Origin of the sequence: Caulobacter hibisci (assembly GCF_016135805.1) — a bacterium.
GTDB classification, from domain to species: Bacteria; Pseudomonadota; Alphaproteobacteria; order Caulobacterales; family Caulobacteraceae; genus Caulobacter; species Caulobacter hibisci.
On the sequence record NZ_JADWOX010000007.1, the window covers coordinates 139823 to 159988 of the forward strand.

At 69.9% G+C, this 20166-nt stretch carries 19 protein-coding genes; 4 read left to right on the top strand and 15 right to left on the bottom strand.

Going from position 1 to position 20166, the window contains the following annotated elements:
• Positions 1 to 12: 12 nt before the first annotated feature.
• The 3 genes from I4Q42_RS12060 to I4Q42_RS12070 are packed head-to-tail and all read right to left on the bottom strand — an operon-like array spanning position 13 to position 2641.
• Positions 13 to 873, bottom strand: coding sequence for an isocitrate lyase/PEP mutase family protein (locus tag I4Q42_RS12060; protein WP_198576318.1), 861 nt, complete (start codon positions 871 to 873; stop codon positions 13 to 15).
• Positions 870 to 1358 (bottom strand): LeuD/DmdB family oxidoreductase small subunit, encoded by a 489-nt coding sequence (locus tag I4Q42_RS12065; RefSeq protein ID WP_232793070.1) that lies wholly within the window; start codon positions 1356 to 1358, stop codon positions 870 to 872. Before I4Q42_RS12065 ends, I4Q42_RS12060 begins: the two co-directional genes overlap by 4 nt.
• Positions 1358 to 2641, bottom strand: a complete 1284-nt coding sequence (locus tag I4Q42_RS12070; protein WP_198576319.1) for an aconitase/3-isopropylmalate dehydratase large subunit family protein — start codon at positions 2639 to 2641, stop codon at positions 1358 to 1360. Before I4Q42_RS12070 ends, I4Q42_RS12065 begins: the two co-directional genes overlap by 1 nt.
• A gap of 118 nt (positions 2642 to 2759) precedes the next feature.
• Here I4Q42_RS12070 and I4Q42_RS12075 point away from each other — a divergent pair, with 118 nt between their 5' ends.
• Positions 2760 to 3950, top strand: a complete 1191-nt coding sequence (locus I4Q42_RS12075; protein ID WP_198576320.1) for an acyl-CoA dehydrogenase — start codon at positions 2760 to 2762, stop codon at positions 3948 to 3950.
• Between the two features lie 11 nt (positions 3951 to 3961).
• Complete coding sequence (locus I4Q42_RS12080) at positions 3962 to 4684, top strand: DUF3108 domain-containing protein (protein ID WP_198576321.1); 723 nt, start codon at positions 3962 to 3964, stop codon at positions 4682 to 4684.
• 248 nt (positions 4685 to 4932) lie between these two features.
• Here I4Q42_RS12080 and I4Q42_RS12085 read toward each other — a convergent pair whose 3' ends face one another.
• The 10 genes from I4Q42_RS12085 to I4Q42_RS12130 all read right to left on the bottom strand — a co-directional run bounded on the left by I4Q42_RS12085 (position 4933) and on the right by I4Q42_RS12130 (position 16075).
• Positions 4933 to 5715, bottom strand: coding sequence for an enoyl-CoA hydratase-related protein (locus tag I4Q42_RS12085; protein ID WP_198576322.1), 783 nt, complete (start codon positions 5713 to 5715; stop codon positions 4933 to 4935).
• Positions 5712 to 7043, bottom strand: a complete 1332-nt coding sequence (locus I4Q42_RS12090; RefSeq protein ID WP_198576323.1) for an amidase — start codon at positions 7041 to 7043, stop codon at positions 5712 to 5714. Before I4Q42_RS12090 ends, I4Q42_RS12085 begins: the two co-directional genes overlap by 4 nt.
• A gap of 1 nt (position 7044) precedes the next feature.
• Positions 7045 to 8442 (bottom strand): phenylacetate--CoA ligase family protein, encoded by a 1398-nt coding sequence (locus tag I4Q42_RS12095; protein ID WP_198576324.1) that lies wholly within the window; start codon positions 8440 to 8442, stop codon positions 7045 to 7047.
• Positions 8443 to 8458: 16 nt separating this feature from the next.
• Positions 8459 to 9817, bottom strand: a complete 1359-nt coding sequence (locus I4Q42_RS12100) for an MmgE/PrpD family protein (RefSeq protein WP_198576325.1) — start codon at positions 9815 to 9817, stop codon at positions 8459 to 8461.
• A 532-nt stretch (positions 9818 to 10349) separates the two neighbouring features.
• Entirely contained in the window at positions 10350 to 11459 is a 1110-nt protein-coding gene (locus I4Q42_RS12105; protein WP_198576326.1) for a CaiB/BaiF CoA transferase family protein, read from the bottom strand.
• Positions 11456 to 12616: a CaiB/BaiF CoA transferase family protein gene (locus tag I4Q42_RS12110; RefSeq protein ID WP_232793071.1), complete on the bottom strand. Its 1161-nt coding sequence runs from the start codon at positions 12614 to 12616 to the stop codon at positions 11456 to 11458. The genes I4Q42_RS12105 and I4Q42_RS12110 overlap by 4 nt, the downstream gene beginning before the upstream one ends.
• Complete coding sequence (locus I4Q42_RS12115) at positions 12616 to 13797, bottom strand: acyl-CoA dehydrogenase family protein (protein ID WP_198576327.1); 1182 nt, start codon at positions 13795 to 13797, stop codon at positions 12616 to 12618. Before I4Q42_RS12115 ends, I4Q42_RS12110 begins: the two co-directional genes overlap by 1 nt.
• A gap of 1 nt (position 13798) precedes the next feature.
• Positions 13799 to 14320, bottom strand: a complete 522-nt coding sequence (locus tag I4Q42_RS12120; RefSeq protein ID WP_198576328.1) for a MaoC family dehydratase — start codon at positions 14318 to 14320, stop codon at positions 13799 to 13801.
• 17 nt (positions 14321 to 14337) lie between these two features.
• Positions 14338 to 15138 (bottom strand): HpcH/HpaI aldolase/citrate lyase family protein, encoded by an 801-nt coding sequence (locus tag I4Q42_RS12125; RefSeq protein ID WP_198576329.1) that lies wholly within the window; start codon positions 15136 to 15138, stop codon positions 14338 to 14340.
• 52 nt (positions 15139 to 15190) lie between these two features.
• Entirely contained in the window at positions 15191 to 16075 is an 885-nt protein-coding gene (locus I4Q42_RS12130; RefSeq protein ID WP_198576330.1) for a polysaccharide deacetylase family protein, read from the bottom strand.
• Between the two features lie 120 nt (positions 16076 to 16195).
• On the opposite strand from I4Q42_RS12130, the gene I4Q42_RS12135 reads away from it, so the two are divergent.
• A complete protein-coding gene (locus I4Q42_RS12135; RefSeq protein ID WP_198576331.1) occupies positions 16196 to 16510 on the top strand; it encodes a hypothetical protein in 315 nt (104 codons plus the stop codon).
• Between the two features lie 2 nt (positions 16511 to 16512).
• A complete protein-coding gene (locus I4Q42_RS12140; protein ID WP_198576332.1) occupies positions 16513 to 17352 on the top strand; it encodes an SDR family NAD(P)-dependent oxidoreductase in 840 nt (279 codons plus the stop codon).
• A gap of 132 nt (positions 17353 to 17484) precedes the next feature.
• Here I4Q42_RS12140 and I4Q42_RS12145 read toward each other — a convergent pair whose 3' ends face one another.
• Together I4Q42_RS12145 and I4Q42_RS12150 are read right to left on the bottom strand one after the other, a co-directional pair.
• Positions 17485 to 18486 carry a zinc-binding dehydrogenase gene (locus tag I4Q42_RS12145; RefSeq protein WP_198576333.1) on the bottom strand — a complete coding sequence of 334 codons (1002 nt, stop codon included), beginning with the start codon at positions 18484 to 18486 and terminating at the stop codon, positions 17485 to 17487.
• On the bottom strand, positions 18483 to 20093 hold the full coding sequence (locus tag I4Q42_RS12150) for an FAD-binding oxidoreductase (RefSeq protein ID WP_198576334.1): 1611 nt from the start codon (positions 20091 to 20093) through the stop codon (positions 18483 to 18485). The genes I4Q42_RS12145 and I4Q42_RS12150 overlap by 4 nt, the downstream gene beginning before the upstream one ends.
• Positions 20094 to 20166: the final 73 nt, after the last annotated feature.

Sequence of the window (20166 nt, forward strand, 5' to 3'; positions counted from 1 at the left end):
CTGACGCTCCACTCAGCCGGCGGCGTAGGCCGCGCCGGTCTCGACCATTTCAGCAAGGCCGATGCGGTCGTTCACCCCGCCCATGTCGATCATCCGCTCTGCGAACGGACGGGTCGCGCCATTGGCCTTCAGGCTGGCCAGGAAGGCCTCGGCCGTCGGAACCAGGGCCCGCACCAGGGCGCCGGGCGAGATCACCAGCTTGAAGCCGATATTGCCCAGTTCCGTCACGTCCAGCAGCGGGGTCTTGCCGCCCTCGACCATGTTGGCCAGCAGCGGAACCCTGCCAGCGAAAGCGTGGGCGATGGCGCTCATCTCGCCGATGGTGCGCGGGGCCTCGACGAACAGCACGTCGGCGCCGGCCTCGACATAGGCGTGGGCGCGGTCGAGCGCGGCTTCGAAGCCTTCGACGCCGATGGCGTCGGTGCGGGCGATGATCAGGGTCTGGTCGCTGGCCCGGGCGTCGAGCGCCGCGCGGATCTTGCCCGACATCTCCTGGGTCGAGACCAGGCCCTTGTCCGACAGGTGCCCGCACTTCTTGGGGAAGGTCTGGTCCTCGAGCTGGATCGCCGAAGCCCCCATGCGCTCGAAGATCCGCACCGTGCGCTGCACGTTGACGGCGTTGCCGAACCCGGTGTCGCCATCGACGATCAGCGGCAGGTTCACCCGCTCGGACACCCGGCCGACCACGTCGGCCACATGATCGAACGACACCAGGCCGATGTCGGGCCGGCCCAGCTGGGTGTAGGCGATCGAGGCGCCGGACAGATAGATGGCCTCGAACCCGGCCTGCTCGATCAGCAGGGCGGACAGGGCGTCGTAGGCGCCGGGGGCCAGCAGCGGCGTGTCTTGGGCGAGGCGGTCGCGCAGGCTCATGCGGCGGCTCCCTTCAGGCGTCGTTTCAGGTGCGGGATCAGGCCGCCGTCGTCGATCATCGCCATCAGGTGCGGCGGGATCGGCGTCAGGGCGTAGGTCTTGCCCGTGGTGATGTTCTCGAGGCGTCCAGCGACCGGATCCAGAAGGATCCGATCGCCGTCCGTCATCTCGCCGACCTGGGGAAACACGAAGGCCGGCAAGCCGAGGTTGATGGCGTTGCGGTAGAAGATGCGGGCGAACGAGGTCGCCAGCACCGCAGAGACGCCAAGGAGTCGAAGGGAGACGGCCGCCTGCTCGCGCGACGAGCCGAGGCCGAAGTTTGCGCCGGCGAACACCACGTCGCCCGGGCGCACCGTGCTGGCGAAGTCCGGGGCGATCGCCTTGAGGCAATGCTGCGCCAGCTCGGCCGGCGGCAGCTTCATCAGGTTGCCCGGGGCGAGCAGGTCGGTGTCGATGGCGTCGCCGAAGACGAAGGCGCGAGACATCAGGCGGCTCCCGTCAGATAGGGGCGGGGATCGACGATGCGGCCGGCCGTCGCGGCGGCGGCCACGGCGTAGGGCGAGCCGAGATAGACGTTGGCCCCCGCATGGCCCATGCGGCCCTGGAAGTTGCGGTTGGTCGACGAGATGCAGGTCTCGCCCTCGGCCAGGATCCCCGCGCCCATGCCGGCGCAAGCCCCGCAGCCCGACGGCATCAGCACCGCGCCGGCCGCCAGCAGGGTCTCCATCACGCCTTCGCGCGCGGCCAGTTCCGCCGTCCGGGCCGAACCCGGGGCCACCAGCAGCCGCACGCCCGGGGCCACGCGGCGGCCCTTCAGTACGGCGGCGGCCATGCGCAGGTCCTCGATCTTGGCCCCGACGCAGGCGCCGATATAGGCCTGGTCGATGCGGATCTGCGCGAACTCGGTCGCGTCGCGGGTGTTGGCCGGCGAGTGCGGGGCGGCGATCTGCGGCGACAAATCCGACGCGTCGAAGCGATGGACGGCGGCGTAGGTCGCGTCGGGATCCGAATGCAGGGCCAGGGCCGCCGCCTCGTCGGCCACCGGCGCGCCGCGCGCGGCCAGATAGGCGAAGGTCGTCGCGTCCGGCGCCACGACGCCGGTCTCGGCGCCCAGTTCGGCGGCCATGTTGGCCAGCACCATACGCTCGGCCATCGGCATGGCCTCGACCAGCGGGCCGGCGAATTCCACCGCCTTGAAGGCGTTGTCCATGCCGAGTTCCCGGCACAGGAACAGCATGACGTCCTTGGCCGTAACGCCCGGCTGGAAGGCGCCGGTCCATTCCACGCGAATGGTCTCCGGCACGGCCAGCCAGGTCTCGCCGGTGGCGGCGATGGCGGCCATGTCGGTGGCGCCATAGCCGGCCGCATAGGCCCCGAAGGCCCCGGCCGTCGGGGTGTGGCTGTCGCCGCCAGCGATGAAGGCGCCCGGACGGATCAGGCCGTGCTCGGGCAGGACGAGGTGGCAGATGCCGACCATGTCGAAGAAGCTGGAGACGCCATAGTCGCGGGCGAAATCGCGGGTCCCTTTCAGGATCGCCGCCGATTCCGCGTCGACGGCCGGCACGTAGTGGTCGGAGACGATGGCCACCTTGGACGGGTCCCACAGGCCCACGCCCAGCTCTTCCAGCAGCGGACGCCAGCGGCGCGGGCCGCTGCTGTCGTGCGCGAAGGCCAGATCCACCTTGGCCGTCACGAGGTCGCCGGCGCGCACGCTCGGCAGGCCCGCGGCCTTGGCGATCACCTTCTCGACGAGAGTTCGTCCGCTCAACCTAGTCGCCTCCCGGTCAAATTCAGCGGCGACCGGGGTAGGCGCGGGGCCCCCGGCTAGAAAGGCGGAAGTTCAGATCAATTGCTGTGCGGTCATTTCCGGCCGCCGGAGGACTACGATGCCCCTCGACGCCGCTCGCACCATTCCCGCCTTCGACTGGAAGGACCCGCTCGCCCTCGACGCCCGCCTGACCGAGGACGAGCGCCTGATCCGCGACGCCGCCCGGGCCTACGCCCAGGAGCAACTGCTGCCGCGCGTGGTCAGCGCCTATGCCGACGGCCGTTTCGATCGCCAGATCATGACCGAGATGGGCGAGCTTGGCCTGCTCGGCTCGACCCTGCCGGAGGAATATGGCGGCGCCGGCGTCAGCCACGTGGCCTACGGCCTGGCCGCCGCCGAGATCGAGGCCGTCGACAGCGGCTATCGCTCGGCCATGAGCGTGCAGTCCTCGCTGGTCATGTACCCGATCTACGCCTTCGGTTCGGAAGAGCAGAAGCGCAAGTGGCTGCCGGGCATGGCCCGCGGCGAGCTGATCGGCTGTTTCGGTCTCACCGAGGCCGACGGCGGCTCCGACCCCGGCTCGATGCGCACCGTGGCCCGCAAGGTCGACGGCGGCTACGTGCTGAACGGCGCCAAGATGTGGATCACCAACAGCCCGATCTCCGACGTCGCCCTGGTCTGGGCCAAGCTCGACGGCGAGATCCGCGGCTTCCTGGTCGAGCGCGGGACCGAGGGCTTCACCACCCCCAAGATCGACGACAAGCTGTCCTTGCGCGCCTCGATCACCGGCGAGATCGTCCTGCAGGACGTGCTGGTGCCGGCCGACGCCATGCTGCCGAACGTCAAGGGCCTGCGCGGTCCGTTCTCGTGCCTGAACAAGGCCCGCTACGGCATCGCCTGGGGCGCGATGGGCGCGGCGCGGTTCTGCCTGGAGACCAGCGCGGCCTATGTCGCCGACCGGGTCGTGTTCGGCCGCCCGCTGGCCGCCCGCCAGCTGATCCAGAAGAAGCTGGCCGACATGCAGACCGAGATCGCGCTGGGCTTCGAGGGCGCCCTGGCCCTGGGCCGCCGCCTCGACGCCGGCGACTGGGTTCCGGAGGCCATCAGCCTGCTGAAGCGCAACAACTGCGGCAAGGCCCTGATCATCGCCCGCGAGGCCCGCGACATCCACGGCGGGGCCGGCATCTCCGGCGCCAGCCATGTGATGCGCCACGCGGCCAACCTCGAGACGGTCAACACCTACGAAGGCGCGGCCGACGTCCACGCCCTGATCCTGGGCCGGGCGATCACCGGCCTGGCGGCCTTCTGAGGAGAGAGGCGATGAAGCACCAGACCATCCGCGGCAAGATCCTCTACACCTCGCGCAAGCCGGGCCGTGAAGGCCAGGAGCGGGGCCGCGAGTACTTCGCCATGACCCGCCACACCGACGGCAAGGTCACTATCCGGGCCCAGTGCGAGATCGAGGAGCCGGATCCCACCGTCCTGCGCGACGCCGTCTACTCCCTCGACGAGCACAACCGGCCGATGGACTTCCACCTGCGCCTGACGGTCGGCGACAAGTTCATGGGCTCGGGCTGGTTCCGCTTCGGCGAGGACTTCATCGAGTGCGAAAGCTACGGCCCGTCGATCGGCCGCCTGTCGCAGCGCGTGCCGATGAACGGCCACTTCGACGGCTTCGGTACCCACCCGATCATCGGCGACGCCTACATGTGCAAGGTGATCGACGTCTCGAAAGGCCCGCACAAGCGCAAGCTTCGGGTTTTCCTGCCCTCGGTCGATCACCGCGGCGCCACCCCGCCGCAGATCGTCGAGAGCGGCATCACGCTTGAGTATGTCGGCGAGGAAGAGGCCACGACCCCGGCCGGCACCTTCGCCTGCCGCCACTTCCGTTTCCTCGGCGAGGACGGCGGCATGGTCAGCAAGGACGGCGAGCATCCGACCTACGACATGTGGGTCACGGCAGACGAGGACTCGCTCTTCGTGAAGGGCGGCGTCGGCGGGTATATGCAGACCTGGTACGAGTTGGTGGAGTTGCAGCGGTAGCGCCAAACGCAAATCCCTCTCTCTTAGAGAGAGGGAGGGGCCCGCCGCGAAGCGGTGGGAGGGTGAGAGGTTTCACCGCTGGCCGACTTCAACAGGCCGCGACATCGCCTTGAAGCGTCGAAGCTTTTGCCAACCAAACATGCGCGGAACGACCGCGCTCGATCCTGAGAGATTATAACCTCTCACCCTCCCACGCCTTCGGCGCGGGCCCCTCCCTCTCTCGATGAGAGAGGGACGAAAGGCAGCTCTCACCGCCCCGGAAACACCGGCTTGCGCTTCGCCAGGAACGCCGTGCGTCCCTCGATGAAATCCGGCCCCGACACCGAGGCCACGAAGGCCGCTCGCGTCGCCGCGTCGTCCTCGACGGCGCCGGCCAGGATCGCCCGGATCGTCGCCTTGATCGCCCGCACCGAATGCTGCGAGGCCGCCGCGATCTCGGCCGCCTTGGCCGCCGCCGCGGCCGGAACATCCGTCTCCACCGCATCGATCAGGCCCAGCCGCAGCGCTTCCTCGGCCCGCAGCAGCCGTCCGGTGAACAGGATGTCCTTGGCCGCCGAGGCGCCGACAGCGTCCACGAGCCGCTTGGTGTCTTCCAGGCTGTAGGTCAAGCCGAGCTTGGCGGGCGTGATGGCCAGGCGGGCGTCCGAGGCGGCGATGCGCAGGTCGCAGGCCAGGGCGACGGCCAGGCCGCCGCCGACGCAGGCGCCTTCGATGGCGGCCAGCACCGGCTTCTCCAGCCCGGCGATCGCCCCGATCCCGGCCGCGATGGCGGCGTTGTAGTCGGCCGCGCTTTCCGGCGTCGCATAGACCGCCTCGAACTCGCCGATGTCGGCGCCGGCGGCGAAGTGGCCGCCGCGGCCGGTGACGATCAACACCTTGGCGTCCGAGGCGGCGAAGGCCGCGCAGGCGTCGGGCAGGGCGCGCCACATGGCCAGGGCGATGGCGTTGCGCTTGGCCGGCCGATCGAAAGCCAGAGTCGCGACGTCGCCGTCAATGGTCAGGGTCAGCGCGCCGTCGGCGAAAGCGGTCATCGGAAGGCCTCCGGAACGGTCGCGGGCGGCAGGGCTTCGGCCAGGCGCGCGGCCAGGGCCTGGGCGGCGCCGTCGGTCCAGGCGATCACCTGCAGCGACAGCGGCAGGCCGTCGGCGTCGCCCGCCGGCAGGGCGAAGGCCGGGGCGGCCAGCACATTGCCCAGGGCCGTCAGGTCGGCCTGGTTGGCGGGCACGGGGCCGTCGAAGGCGAAGGCGTGCTGCGGCGTGGTCGGCGTCAGAAGTCCGGCGTAAGGCGCTGTTACAGCACGAATTGTCCGCCAGGTCTCGGCCAGCAGGCGATAGGCCTCGGCCAGCTTGGCCGGCGTCTGCCGGGCGCCCCAGGCCAGCAGCGACCGAAGCTCCGGCGTGAAGCCTTCCGGGTCCAGGGCCAGGGCGCGGCGATGCTCGACTCCGCCCTCGACCTCGCTGATCAGCAGACCGGCGCGGCGCAGGGCGCCCAGGTCCAGGTCATCGATCCTCAGCTTCTCGATCCGCCAGCCGGCGGCCGTCAGGGCGTCCAGCGTGCGGGCGAAGTTGTCGGCCACCGCCGGCTCCAGCTTCACCAGCCCGTCCAGGTCAAGCACCGCCAGCGGCCGGCCGTCCAGCGTCGCCGGCGCATCGACGCCGCAGGCCTGGGCGACCAGGGCCGCGTCGGTCGCCGAGCGGGCGTGGACGCCCACGTGGTCCAGCGTCCAGGACAGCGCCGTGACCCCGTCGGTGGCGATGGCGCCCAGGGCCGGCTTGTAGCCGACCACGCCGCAATAGGACGACGGCAGCCGCACGCTGCCCATGGTGTCGGTGCCCAGGGCCGCCGCACACAGCCCCGCCGCGACGGCCGCCGCCGAGCCGCCCGACGAGCCGCCGGGGGTGAAGCCTGCGCGGTGCGGGTTCTCGCACCGCCCCAGGAAAACGTTGTCGTTGGTCGCGCCCAGCGCGGCCTCGTGCATGTTCAGCGTGCCGAGGATCACCGCCCCGGCCGCCCGAAGCTGGGCCACGCAGGCCGCATCGGCCGGCGCGACGTTGCGGGCATAGGCCTTGATCCCGGCGCTGTGGACCAGGCCCTCGACGGCGATATTGGCCTTCACGGCGATCGGTGCGCCGTCGATCGGCGACAGCGGCGTTCCCGCCGCCCAACGCAGGGCGCTGGCCCGGGCCTCGGCGCGCGCGCCGGCCGCGTCGAGCTCGACCACGGCCTTGATCGCCGGGTTCAGCCGCTCGATGCGGTCGAGATAGGCCTCGGTCACGTCCACGGGACTGACGCCCGCCGCGTAGAGCGCCGGCAGGCCGGCGACGCCGGCCGCGATTATGGGATCGGAAAAGCCCGCCACCTCAGTAGCGCTCGTCGATCAGGCGGATCGGCTTCTGGCGCACGTCGATCTGGGTCAGGCCGGCCGTCGCGCCCTTGGGGGCCAGTTCGACCTCGACCTCGATGCCGATCTTGCGCTTGAGGATCTCGCCGTAGAAGCTTGCGATATCACGCCATTCGGCCGTATCGGCCGTGGTCTCGGCGGTCACCGCGAAGCTGTCGCGGCCGGTCGCGTCGCGCCGCGCGCGGCAGATGAATTCGCCCGCGAAGGCCGGCGCATGCTCCAGCATCGCCCCCACGCCCTGCGGGAAGATGTTGATCCCGCGGATCTTGACCATGTTGTCCGAGCGCCCGAGGAAGCCCTCGATGCGCTGGAACACCACGTCGATCGACGAGGGCTTCGGGATCGCCCGGGTCACGTCGTGGGTGTTGAAGCGGATCAGCGGATAGAGGTCGTCCTTGAAGAGGCAGGTGACGATCATGTCGCCCAGCTCGCCCGGGGCCACGGCCGCGCCGGTGTCGATGTCGCAGATCTCGAGGTAGTGGGCGTCCTCGTGCACGTAGAGGCCGTCACGGTCGGGGCCTTCGCCGGCGATCAGGCCGGTGTCGCCGACGCCGTACCAGTCGAAGCACTTGGCGCCGCCCCAGGCCTTCTCCATCGCCGCCCGGTCCTCGCGGCCCAGGTGCGCTGAGATCAGGCGCACGGGAATGTCGCGGCCAGGCTCGACGCCCATCTCCAGCGCCGTATCGGCCAGCTTCTTCAGATAGTCGCCAAAGCCTACCAGCACGGTGGCCCCGAAGCGCTTCATCACCTCGACCTGCTGGGCCGAACGGGTCTCGACCCCGGTGCCGGCCGACAGGAAGGTCGCGCTGGTCCAGCGGGTGACGGCCTCGCGCACATAGTGGCCGCCGTTGATCATGCCGTGGCCGTAGACCGAGTGGATCACGTCGTCGGGCCGCAGGCCCTGGAACTGGTAGTTGCGGGCCAGCAGCAGGTTCTGCACCTCGCGGCTCTTGGGGCCGAACAGCAGCACCTGCGGCGAGCCTGTGGTGCCGGAGGTCGTGTGCAGCATCACCGGCGGCCGCTGGCCTTCGGGATAGCCCTCGAAGCCGGCGAAGTCGCCGAACGGCGGCTGGCGTTCCAGCGAGGCCATGATGTCGGACTTGTCGAAGCTGGGCAGGCCCGGCAGGTCGTCCAGCGAGCGGATGTCGCCGGGCTGAATGCCGGCGTCGCCCCACAGGCGCTGGTAGAAGGGCGTCTTCCAGGCGCGATCGACGCAGCGCAGGAACAGGCGGTTCTGGTGCGCCCGGAGGGCGTCGCGACTGGTCTGGGTGGCGAAGCGCGTGAAGTCGTCGCCGATCGGGTGGTCGGCGACGAGGGCGGGATAGTCGAGCGACTGCCAGTAGGTCTGGTGGGACATGAGTACCTTGGGGATCTCAGCCGCCGCTGGCGAGGAGGAAGGCCTCGCGGGCGTCGGCCAGGGTGTCGAAGCGGTCGAAAAGGTCGGTCAGCGGGGCGTGAACGGCCTCCATGCCGACGAAGGCCAGGCACGAGCGGGCCTTTTCCAGGTGCTCGTCGCGGCTCATCGGAAAGTCGGGCGAACCCAGCTGGGCGGTGACGTCGAGCACGATCTCGCGGCCGTCCTTCAGCTTGGCGATGGCGCGGGCCGGCACGAAGGCGGCGGGATCGGGATTGCCGTCGCTCTCGACGACGATCCGCGCGGCCAGGGCCAGGACGTCGGGCTCGTTGAGGCGCGCAGGTGTGTAGTCGTCCAGGCCCACGCGGCCGCGGGTCAGCATGACGGCGGCCAGATAGGGCAGGCACAGGCGGGCATAGGCCGTGTCCATCTCCGGCTTGGCGACGCGGCCCACCAGGTGGCGGATCAGCGGCGGGGCCGAATAGGTCAGGCTGTCGAGGTCGCTTGGCCCGACGCCGTGCTCGGTCGCCAGCCTGCGCACGGCCACCAGCCCGCCATGGCAGGCGCGGCCGGTGGGGAAGGGCTTGCAGGAGACCTCGGCGATGCGGCGGCGGCTTGGCAGATCGGCCAGCACGGGGCCCAGGTCGAAGCCGGCCTCGAACAGCGGCAGGTAGCCGAACGGACCCTCCAGCCAGTCGCGCGGACCGGGCAGGCCTGCCTCCGCCACATCGATCGCCTGCAGGGCCGAGCGGGCGGCGGCGGCGATCTGGACGGGCAGGGCGGGCTTGCCCTCGGTATGGGCCTGCATGGTGCCGCTGCTGAAGGCCAAGGCATAGCCCATGGCGTCCATCGCCGTCTCGCGCGGCAGGCGCTTCAGCCGCGCCAGGGCCGCCGTCGCCCCGAATACTCCCGCCGTCGCCGGCCGGAAGAAACGCAGGGCGGTCGTTGCAGCGACCCCCAGGGCGATGGCGACGTCGACGCCGGCGACCATGGCCGCCAGCACCTCCTCGCCGCTGTAGGGACCGGAGCGGTCGAGTTCTGCGATCAGGGCCGGCACGATGGTCGGCAGAGGGTGCAGCACGGCCCTTTCGTGGACGGAGTCGTATTCCTGGCCGTGCAGCTGGAAGGCGTTGACGAAGGCGGCCTGGGCCGGCGGCAGGCGCACGCCCGGCCGTCCGAGCACCAGGCCTTCGCCGTCTCCGCCCCAGCCGCGCGCGGCCGCCAGTATGGCGTCGGAATAGGCAGCGCCCGCGCCGGCCGCGCAGACGGCCACGGCGTCATGCAGCAGGCGGCGGGCGTCGGCCTGGACGGCGTCCGGCAGGGCGTCCCAGCGCAGCGACAGGGCGTGATCGACGAGGGCTTCGGCGGCGGCGGTCATGGGGTGACGCTAGCAGCGGCGCCGGCTGGTCTTCGGCGCGGCGTCGCGGTTTGCGCGCACAGCGGACAACGGCGCGGCTGTCCGCCAGTCGGCCAAACGCGAAAACGCTCTCGCGCCTTCGCAGGACCGGTCCAGCCTTCCTTGTGCGGACTGTCGGGGGACGGTTCGCGAATACAGGAGGGCCGTCATGCTGATGCGAGTTCTGTTGTTGCTGACCAGCGCGTTCCTGCTGATGGAAGCCGGACCGATGCTGCTCGACCAGATGGAACGCGAGCGGACGGGCTCCTGACGTCTTCCTTCAACTTGTTCGTCATCCCGGTGCTCTGGCCGGGATGACGAGCTTTTGAGCTGGCTTCCGATAGCCGTCCCACTTGCCATCCCTCAATCCGAATTTCCCCGCGAAGGCGGGGATCCAAGTGGACTTTCAGGATTGGGCGCGGCCGTGGGTGATCTGCCGACTCGGCTTGGATCCCCGCCTTCGCGGGGATGCTCGGTGAAAAGGTAGCCGAGGGTTTCCGAATTCCGCTTCGGCTTATCGCGCCCGCCACCCGGCAGGACCGGCGCCCAGCGCGGGCGGGACCGAATCGATTACCGCCGGTTCATTGCTGAACAGGATCGGCGTGCCGACGATCTCGTTGCCGTCGGCGTCGCGCGACAGCATGCCCCGCGCTTCCAGGGCCGGATCCTCGAACGTCTCCTTCAAGGTGCGCACCGGCGCGAAACAGACGTCGCGGCCGTCGAACCAGGCTTCCCATTCGGCCCGGGTCTTGGTGATGAAGGCCTCGCGCAGGCAGGCCCGCAGCGGCTCCTGGCCGGGTCCTGGCTGCAGCTCGGCATAGGGCAGCAGGTCCAGGCGCTCCAGGCCCGCCAGCAGGTTGCGGGCGAACTTCACCTCCGAGCCGCCCAGGCAGATCCACTGGCCGTCGGCGCATTCGTAGAGGCCGTACATGGCGTTTCCGCCCCAGGAGCGTTCGTCCTTGGGGACGTGAGCCTCGCCGGTCGCGAAGATCTTGCCGGTGACGTTGGGCGTCCAGGCCAGCACGCTGTCGAACATGGCCACATCCAGATAGTCGCCCAGGCCCGTCTTCTCCCGCCGCAGCAGGGCCATCAGCACGCCCGACAGGGCGGTCAGGCTGGCCAGGGCGTCGGCGGCGGGCATGTTGGGCGGGGTCGGCTTGCCGTCGAAGCCTTCGCTTAACGACACCATGCCGGCCAGGGCTTGCACCGCGATGTCGTGGGCCGGCTTGTCGCGATAGGGACCCGTTTGCCCGAAAGCCGAGATGGCCACATAGACGATGCCCGGATTGCGCGCCTTCACGGCCTCGTAGTCGAAGCCCAGCCGCTGGATCACGCCGGGCCGGAAGGCCTCGACCACCACGTCGGCCTCGGCGGCCAGGTCGAGCAGCAGGGCGCGGCCCTCGGCGGACTTCAAGTCGACCTGCAGGCTGCGCTTGCCGCGGCTGGTGTTGCGGAACCAGACGCTCGTCCCGTTCTTGCGATAGCCGATCTCGCGGGCCGGATCGCCTTCGCCGGGCGGCTCGATCTTCAGCACATCTGCGCCGTGGTCGGCCATCATCAGGGTTAGCATCGGCCCCGGCAGAAAGAACGACAGGTCGAGAACGCGGACGCCTTCCAGCTTCACGAGGCAACTCCCAGCACTTCGGCGGTATGCTCGCCCAGCTTCGGCGCCCGGACGCCGGGCATCCGCTCGCCGTCGATCTTCACGGGGCAGGCCAGCATGGCCAAGCCCTCCGCTCGGTCAGGGTGCTCGACCACGTCGCGCATGCCGACCTCGGCCACGAACGGATTGTCGAGCGCGTCCATCATCTCGAGGATCGGCGCGAACGGCACCTTGCCGCCGAGCAGGGCTGTCCATTCGGCCGTGGTGCGCGTGCCAAACAGCACGTCCATCGCCTCGCTCAGGGCGGGACGGTTGGCGTGGCGGCTGGGGATGTCGGCAAAGCGCGGGTCGGCCTTCAGCGCGGCGGCGCCGGCCAGGTCGCACAGGGCTTCCCAGAACTTCGGCGTCTGGCACATGACAAGGCCCCAGCCGTCGGCGGTCTTCACCGCCTGCGACGGCGCGATCGATGGGTGGGCGCCGCGCGGCAGGCGCTGGACCTTGTAGCCTTCGTTCATCGCCCAGACGGCCGGGTAGGACAGCTGGTGCAGGGCGACGTCGAACAGCGAGACGTCGACGTCGCAGCCTTCGCCCGTCGTCCTAGCCGACAGCAGGGCGCTGACCACGCCAAAGGCCAGCATGGTCCCGGTCATGAAGTCGACCATGGACACGCCCAGCCGGGCCGGCGGGGCGTCCGGCTCGCCGGTCAGGCTCATCAGCCCGGCTTCGGCCTGCATCAGGTAGTCGTAGCCCGGCCAGCCGGCCCGGCTGTTGCCGCGCCCGTAAGCGGAAAGGTGGCCGCAGACGATGGCCGGATTGACGCTCTTCAGGTCGTCATAGGTCAGCTTCATCTTGCCCGGCTGGTCGCCGCGCAGGTTGTCGACGACCATGTCGGCCTGGGCCACCAGACGCTCGAAGGCCGCTCGGCCCTCGGGCGTCTTGATGTCCACGGCGATGGACTTCTTCGACCGCGAGAAGGTTTGGAAGAACTGGCTGTCGGCCGTTCCCAGAAAGAACGGGCCGGTGGCGCGGCTGACGTCGCCGCCCATGGCCGGCGCCTCGATCTTGACGACCTCGGCGCCCAGCTCGGCCATCAGCTGGGTGGCGTAGGGGCCGGCGCCGTACTGCTCGACGGCCAGCACCTTGATCCCGGCCAGCGGGCGACGCACCTGACCGCTCATCAGGTCGGGTTCCGGGCCACGAGCTGGCGGGCGATGATGATCCGCTGCATCTCGTTGGTGCCTTCGCCGATGCACATCAGCGGGGCGTCGCGGAACAGCCGCTCGATCGGATATTCCTTCGAATAGCCGTAGGCGCCGTGGATGCGCATGGCTTCGGTGGCGACGTACAGCGCCGTTTCCGACGCGAAGTACTTGGCCATGCCGGCTTCCATGTCGACGCGCTCGCCGCGGTCGTAGGCCTTGGCGGCGTCTTCCACGAGCAGTTCGGAGGCGCGGGTCTTGGCCCCCATCTCGCCGAGCTTCAGCTGGATAGCCTGGTGCTGGGCGATCGGCTTGCCCATGGTCTTGCGCAGCTGGGCGTACTTGACGCTTTCCAGCAGCGCGCGCTTGGCGATGCCGACCGAGCGGGCCGCGACGTTGATGCGGCCGATCTCCAGGCCGCCGGTGGCCATGACGAAGCCCTGGCCTTCCTCGCCGCCGACCAGGCACAACTCGGCGTCGCAGCGATAGTCCTCGAAGATGAACTCGCCGCTGTCGATGCCCTTGTAGCCCAGCTTCTCCAGCTTGCGGCCGTTCGTGACGCCGGCGATGGGCGCGCGAGTCTCGGGATCGATCTTCGGGGTGATGAGCATGCTCATCCCCTTGTGGCGCGGCTGGGCTTCCGGATCGGTCTTCACCAGCAGGGCAGAGACATGGCCCTCGATGGCGTTGGTGATCCAGGTCTTGGTCCCGTTGACGACGTAGTCGGCGCCGTCGCGCTTTGCGACGGTGCGGATGCCCTGCAGGTCGGTGCCGGCGTCCGGCTCGGTCAGGCCAAGGCACCCGCGCATCTCGCCGCTGGCGAAGCGGGGCAGCCAGAAATCCTTCTGCTTCTGCGTGCCGAACTTCTGGACGACCATGGCCATCATCAGGTGCGAGTTGAAGACGCCCGTCAGGCTCATCCACTCTGCGCTGATCTTGGTGACGATCCGCGAATAGGTCAGGGCCGACAGCCCCAGGCCGCCGTATTCCGGGTCGATCAAGGCGCCGAACAGACCCAGCTCCTTCATGTCCTCGACCAGGGCATGGGGATATTCGTCGTCGTGCTCGAGCTGCATCGCCACGGGGGAGACCTTCTTTTCGAGCCACTTGTCGATGGCGTCGAGGATGGCGCGTTCGTCGGCTTCCGAGATCTCGCTCATCCTAGTAGTTCCCGACCTTGTCCTCGACGGCGTGGCCGCGCGCCGGGATCAGCATGTTGCGCTTGAAGGTGCAGACGACCGTGCCGTCCTGGTTGATGCCCGTGGTCAGGATCGTGACGATGCCCTGGCCGGGACGCGACTTGCTCTCGCGCTTGGCCAGCACCTCGCTCTCGCCATAGATCGTGTCGCCGGCGAACACCGGCGCGCTGAACTTCACTTCGTCCATGCCCAGGTTGGCGATGGCCTTCTGCGAGACGTCGGTCACGCTCATGCCGATCAGCAGGGCCAGGGTGTAGGGGCTGACCACCAGGTTGCGCTTGAACTCCGAGGCCTTGGCGAACTCGACGTCGAAGTGCATCGGGTGGGTGTTCAGCGTCAGCAGCGTGAACAGGTGGTTATCGTACTCGGTCACCGTCTTGCCGGGGCGATGCTCGTAGACGTCGCCGACGATGAAGTCCTCGAAATAGCGGCCGAAGGTCTCGCGATAGCGTTGCGGGCCGACCTCTTTCCAGTTCTGGACCAAGGTTGTTCTCCTGGAGGTTAGGCGCGGTCGAGCACGCGCCGGGCGGCGCGGATGACCGGCAGTTCGATCAGCTTGCCGTCCAGCAGGGCGGCGGCCCCGCCGGCGGCGTCGAAGGCCTCGACCACGCGCTGGGCGCGCTCGATCTCGGCGGGCGAGGGGGTATAGGCGGCGTTCACCGCAGCCACCTGGGTCGGGTGGATGCAGGATCGGCCGGTGAAGCCCAGGGCCTTGGCCCGCAGGGTCGAGGCGGCCAGGTCGTCGGGATCGGCAAGGTTCAGGTGCGGCACGTCCAGCGAGGCGACGCCGGCGCGGCCGCAGGCGGCGATCAGAGTGCCCCGGCCCAGCAGCAGGGCGTCCCAGTCCATGGTCGAGCCGAGATCGGCCGACAGGTCCGCTCCGCCGAACAGGGCGCCGGTCACGCCGGGCGCGGCGCAGATCTCGAACGCCCGGCGCAGGCCCTCGGCCGACTCGACCACCGGCCACAGCGGCAGGCCGGGCAGGATCTCGCCGGCGGTCAGCAGGTCTTCCGGCGCGGCGACCTTGGGGATCATCAGGAAGTCGGGGCGCGCGTCGCTCTCGGCCAGGGCCACGAGGTCCTTCAGGCCCTCCAGCGTGCGTACGCCGTTGATCCGCAGGCCGACCACGGCGGTGCGCGGCTGGCCCAGGAAGGCGAGGGCGGCGGCGCGCGCCTCGGCCTTGCCGGCCGGCGGCACGGCGTCTTCCAGGTCGATGCAGGCCGCGTCGGCGCCGGCGTCCAGCGCCTTGCCGAAGCGGTCCGGACGCGTGCCGGGCACGAAGAGCAGCGAGCGATAGGTCATGATCGGCAAAGCCGCCCGTGTCGTTGAAATGTCAGGACAATCGCCCTGGCCGTCAATCGCCGATCGGGACCCCTTGCGCGAACGCCTCGGCGATCTTTCTCCGACAGGCGATCCAAACGCCGTCGTGGGCGGCGACGTGATCCAGGAACTTGCGGAAGGCGCCGATGCGGCCCGGGCGGCCGATGATCCGCAGGTGCAGCCCCAGGCTCATCATCCGCGCCCCGACTTCCTGGCTCTCGGCGTGCAGCTCGTCGAAGGTGGCCACGGCGTAGTCCAGCCAGTCCTTGGCGGTCAGCGACGGGGCCAGCCAGAACTTCATGTCGTTGGAGTCCATGGCGTAGGGCAGGATCACCATCGGCTGGCTCGTACCGTCCGAGGTCTCGACACGATCCCAGAACGGGAAGTCGTCGGAATAGTCGTCCATGTGATAGCTGAACCCGGCCTCGGCCAGCAGCCTACGGGTGTGGTCGGTGTGCAGGTAGCGCGACAGCCAGCCGGAGGGACGCGTGCCGATCGTCTGTTCGATCGAGTCGGCGGCCTTGGTGATGAACTCGCGCTCCTTGGCCTCGTCCATCCAGAACTGATGGGTCCAGCGGTAGCCGTGGGCGGCCACCTCGTCGCCGCGGGCGCGGATGGCGGCGGCCAGGTCTGGGGCGCGTTCCAGGGCCAGGGCGGCGGCGGTCCAGGTGGCCTCGATCCCGTGCTGGTCGAGGATGCGCAGGACGCGCGGCGCGCCGGCCTTTATGCCGTAAAGATAGTTGCTCTCGCTGCCGTGCATCCGCATCGGCCTCTTGGGAACCGCGCCCAGCTCATCGACCGGCTCGGGACCCTTGTCGCCGTCGCGGATGTTGTGCTCGGCGCCTTCCTCGACATTGACGACGATCGACAGGGCCAGGCGAGAACCGTCCGGCCAGCGGAAATCGTCAGGTGCGGGCATGGGGGCTTTCTCCAAGAGGCGAACAGTCTGAGCGCGGCGCTCGCGCCCATCGGGGCGGCGATCCAGCATGCGGCTTCAATCTTCACGGCGGCGCTGTAGCCGCAACGGAGGGAGCGCCCGATGGCCGTCACGCGGATTGTCGCCCTGTTCAACCTGAAGCCCGGCGTCACCGCCGCCGACTACGAGGCCTGGGCCAAGGAACGCGACCTGCCCACCGTCAACGGCCTAGCCTCGATCGACAAGTTCGAGGTCTTCCGCTCGGCCGCCCTGCTGGGGACCGAGGCGCCGCCGCCCTACCAATATGTCGAGATCATCGACGTCGCCGACATGGACGCCTTCGGAGGCGAGGTGGCGAGCGAAACGATGCAGGCGATCGCCGCCGAATTCCAGGCCCTGGCTGACCCGATCTTCATCGTCACCGACAAGGTGGGCTGAGCATGGCGGGACGTTTCGAGGGCAAGACGGCGGTCGTCACCGGGTCCGGCCGGCGCGGGGGCCTGGGGGAGGCCATCGCCCGGCGCCTGGCGCAGGAGGGAGCGGCGGTTGTCGTCTCCGATCTTGGTCGCCCCGTCGATCCTTCCACGCCTGCCGGCATGATCGGCGGGACCGAGGAGATGGAAGCGATCGCCGCCGATCTGCGCCAGTACGGCGGGTCGGCCAGCACTCAGCCTTGCGACGTCCGTCGCTGGGAGGAGGTCCGGGCGCTGGCCGACCATGCCAAGGCGACCCACGGCTCGCTCGACATCTGGGTCAACAACGCCGGCATCGGCTACATCATGAAGCCGCTGATGGACGTGCGGCCCGAGGACTGGTCGGCCGTCATCGACGTCAACCTGACCGGCGCCTTCTTTGGCCTCAAGGCCGCCGCGGAAGTGATGATCGCCCAGGGCAAGGGCGGGCGCATCGTCAACATCGCCAGCCAGGCGGCCAAGTCCGGCTTCCCGCACGCCCAGGCCTACACCGCCTCCAAGCACGGCCTGGTCGGCCTGACCCGCTCGGCGGCCATCGAGCTGGGCGCGCACCAGATCACCGTCAACAACGTCTGCCCCAACCACGTGACCACGGGTCTGGGCGCCTGGCAGAACGAATACTTCGCCAAGGTCACCGGCGCGGCCTCGGTCGAGGCCTATCTCGCCGCCATGGCCGCCCGCATCCCGCTCGGCCGCCCCGGCAAGGCCGAAGACACCGCCGACGCGGTGGCCTTCCTGTGCTCCGACGACGCCAAGTACATCACCGCCGAGAGCCTGAACGTCTCCGGCGGGGAAGAGCCGCACTAAGACCCCCCTCCGGCCCTCCGGGCCACCTCTCCCAGAGGGAGAGGATTTGGTCTTCCGCCTTGCCATGAAAATGCTCCCCCTTTGGGGGAGCTGTCGCGAAGCGACTGAGGGGGCGAGCGCCGGCGGCGCTCGCTACAGCTTCACCGTCACCTTGCCCATCGACTTGCCCGAGTTGAGCCAGTCCACCGCGTCGTAGATCGCCTCGACGCCTTCGAACGTCGTGTCGTCGGCCACGGCTTTCAGCTTGCCGGCCGCCTTCAGCGCCGCCAGGTCCGCCCGGGCCGCAGGCCAGTGCTCGGTCAGCAGGCCGTTCATGAAGCCGCGGATCGAGGCGGCCTTGTAGTAGAGCTTGTGGGCGATGCGCGGGGCGCTGACGATCTCGGCGCCGCCGTCCATGTCCTGCGCCACCCCGGCCACGACCAGGCGGCCGTGCCGCGCCAGGTTGTCGGAGAAGGCGTCGAAGATGTCGCCGCCCACCGTGTCGATGCCCACGTCCAGCGCTTCGGGGAAGTCGCGGGCCAGGGCCTGGGCCACCGGCTCGGCGCGGTAGTCGATCACCGCATCCGCGCCGAGGCTTTTGACGAACTCGGCCTTCTTCGGCCCGCCACAGACGGCGATGACCTTGCAGCCATGGGCCTTGGCGACCTGCACCAGGATGTGGCCTAGGCCCCCGGCCGCGGCCGAGATGGCCACGGTCTCGCCGGGCTTGGCCTGGCCGATGGCGTGGAAGGCCACGTGGGCCGAGACGCCGGTCGAGGCCAGGATCAAAGACTCCTGGTCGGCCGCCGGCACCTTCACGAAGGTGCTGGCCGGCGCGATGTTCATCTCGCGATAGCCGCCGCCGAAGCGCACGCTGGCCACCGCGTCGCCGACCGACAGCTCCGTGACGCCTTCGCCGACCGCCTCGACGATCCCGACCGCCTCGACGCCCATCGCGACCGGCGGCGCGACCTTGACGTAGCTGACGGCGTTGCGGGCGATCTGCACGTCGAACAGGCCGTTGATGCCGCACCAGGCGTTACGGACGGCGACCTCGCCGGGACCGGGCGCGCGGGTGTCGATGTCGACCACGTCGGCGGCCTCGCGCAGGGTGCGGGCGAAGCGGCGCAGTTCGAGGGCGCGGTAGGTGCTCATTTGGGGGCTCCGAGGCCGAGGACGCCGGGATTGACCAGGCCTTGCGGGTCGAGGGCGGCCTTCACCGCCTCCAGCAGGGCCCAGGACGCCTCGTCGCGGCTGGCTTGATAGGGATAGACGCGGCCGATCTGCAGGTGGCCGGTTCCTTCGGCCTGGAAGATCGCCGCCACCCGCGCGCGCGCCTCGCTGACCGTCGCGAAGGCGGCCGGGTCGTGGGGCAGGGCGGGCAGCTTGGCCAGCAGGTGCGGCTCGATCGTCGCCTCGTGCAGGGCATGGCGCGCGCCGGGCCAGTAGAAGGTCGGCTCGATGACGAAGGCGTTGGTCGACAGGGCCGTGAACATGAAGGCCGTGTCGATGCCGTGCTCGGCGAAGGCGCCCGCCATGTCGGCGTAGACGGCCTCGATCGCCGCGTGGATCGCCACGGCCCGCGACAGCGGCGCGACGCACTGCAGCGTCGCCCACCGCTCGCCGCCGGGACCCAGGATGCTGTTGGCGGCCGGGAAGGGCTGGGCGCGGATGATGCGCGGGATGCTGTTCTCGATCTCGCGGCCGGCGAAACGCTTGGCGATCGCCTTGGCCTCGGCGAGATCGGCCTCGACCCCGGCCTTGCTGCGGCCTTCGCTGATCACGTGCAGCGGATAGTCGTCGGCGCCGACGAAGTTGCGGCCGGCCAGGGCGATCTTGCCGGCGGCCAGCAGGCCCTTGAACAGCGAGCCCTGCTTGGCGACCACGTCCTGCAGCACCTTGACGTCGGTCAGCAGCGAAGAGCGGCGCAGGCGCACCTTGGTCAGGTTCGGATCGAAGCCGCACAGCTCGCTGGCGATCCCCGCGCGGGTGATCTCGGCCATGGCGCCGATGATGCTCGCCGCGTCCGAAAAGGCGAAAGACGCGTAGGCCTCGTGGGCCGGCCGGCGGATCAGCCGCAGCGTCACCTCGGCCTTGATGCCCAGCGCCCCGCAGTCGCCGCCGAACAGCCCCGTCAGGTCCGGCCCGTAGAACCGCCAGAACGGATGCTCGCCGCCTTGTCCGCGCGCGCCGGTGCGCAGGATCCGGCCGTCGCCCGTCACCACGGTCAGGGCCACGACGCTCTCGCTGGTGGTGCCATAGTGGCCGGCGCCGAAGAAGGCGTTCTGCTGCGACAGCCCGCCGCCGATGGTCGAGGTCAGGCCCGACATCGGCCCCCAGAACGGCGCCCGCAGACCCAGCGGCTTCAGCGCCTCGTCCAGGGTCTTCCAGGTGCAGCCGGCCTGGACGGTGGCGACCATGTCGTCGGCGTCGATGCGGACGATCTGGTCCAGCTTGGCTAGATCCAGGCTCAGCGTGCCGGCGCGGGCCGGGATGTAGCCCTTGGTGTAGCTCATGCCGCCGCCGCGCGGGGCCAGGGCCAGGTTCTCGCGCGAGGCCAGGCCAGCCACCGCCGCCAGTTGCTCGACGCTGGTCGGCGCGACCACGGCCAGCACGGTCTCGTCGCTGATCGCGAAGATGTCCTGGCTGTAGAGCGCGCGGCTCGCTTCGTCGTCGCGCACGCCGGCCTCGCCGACGATGGCCCGCAGGGCGGCGACGATGGAAGTTCGGCTGGCGGATGGATCGGATTTGGCGGCGGCCACGGAGGGGTCTCGAAAGCTAGGGTCACCGCTTCGATAGTCCCAACCGCGGTGCGGCCGGGGAGGGGGCGGCAGC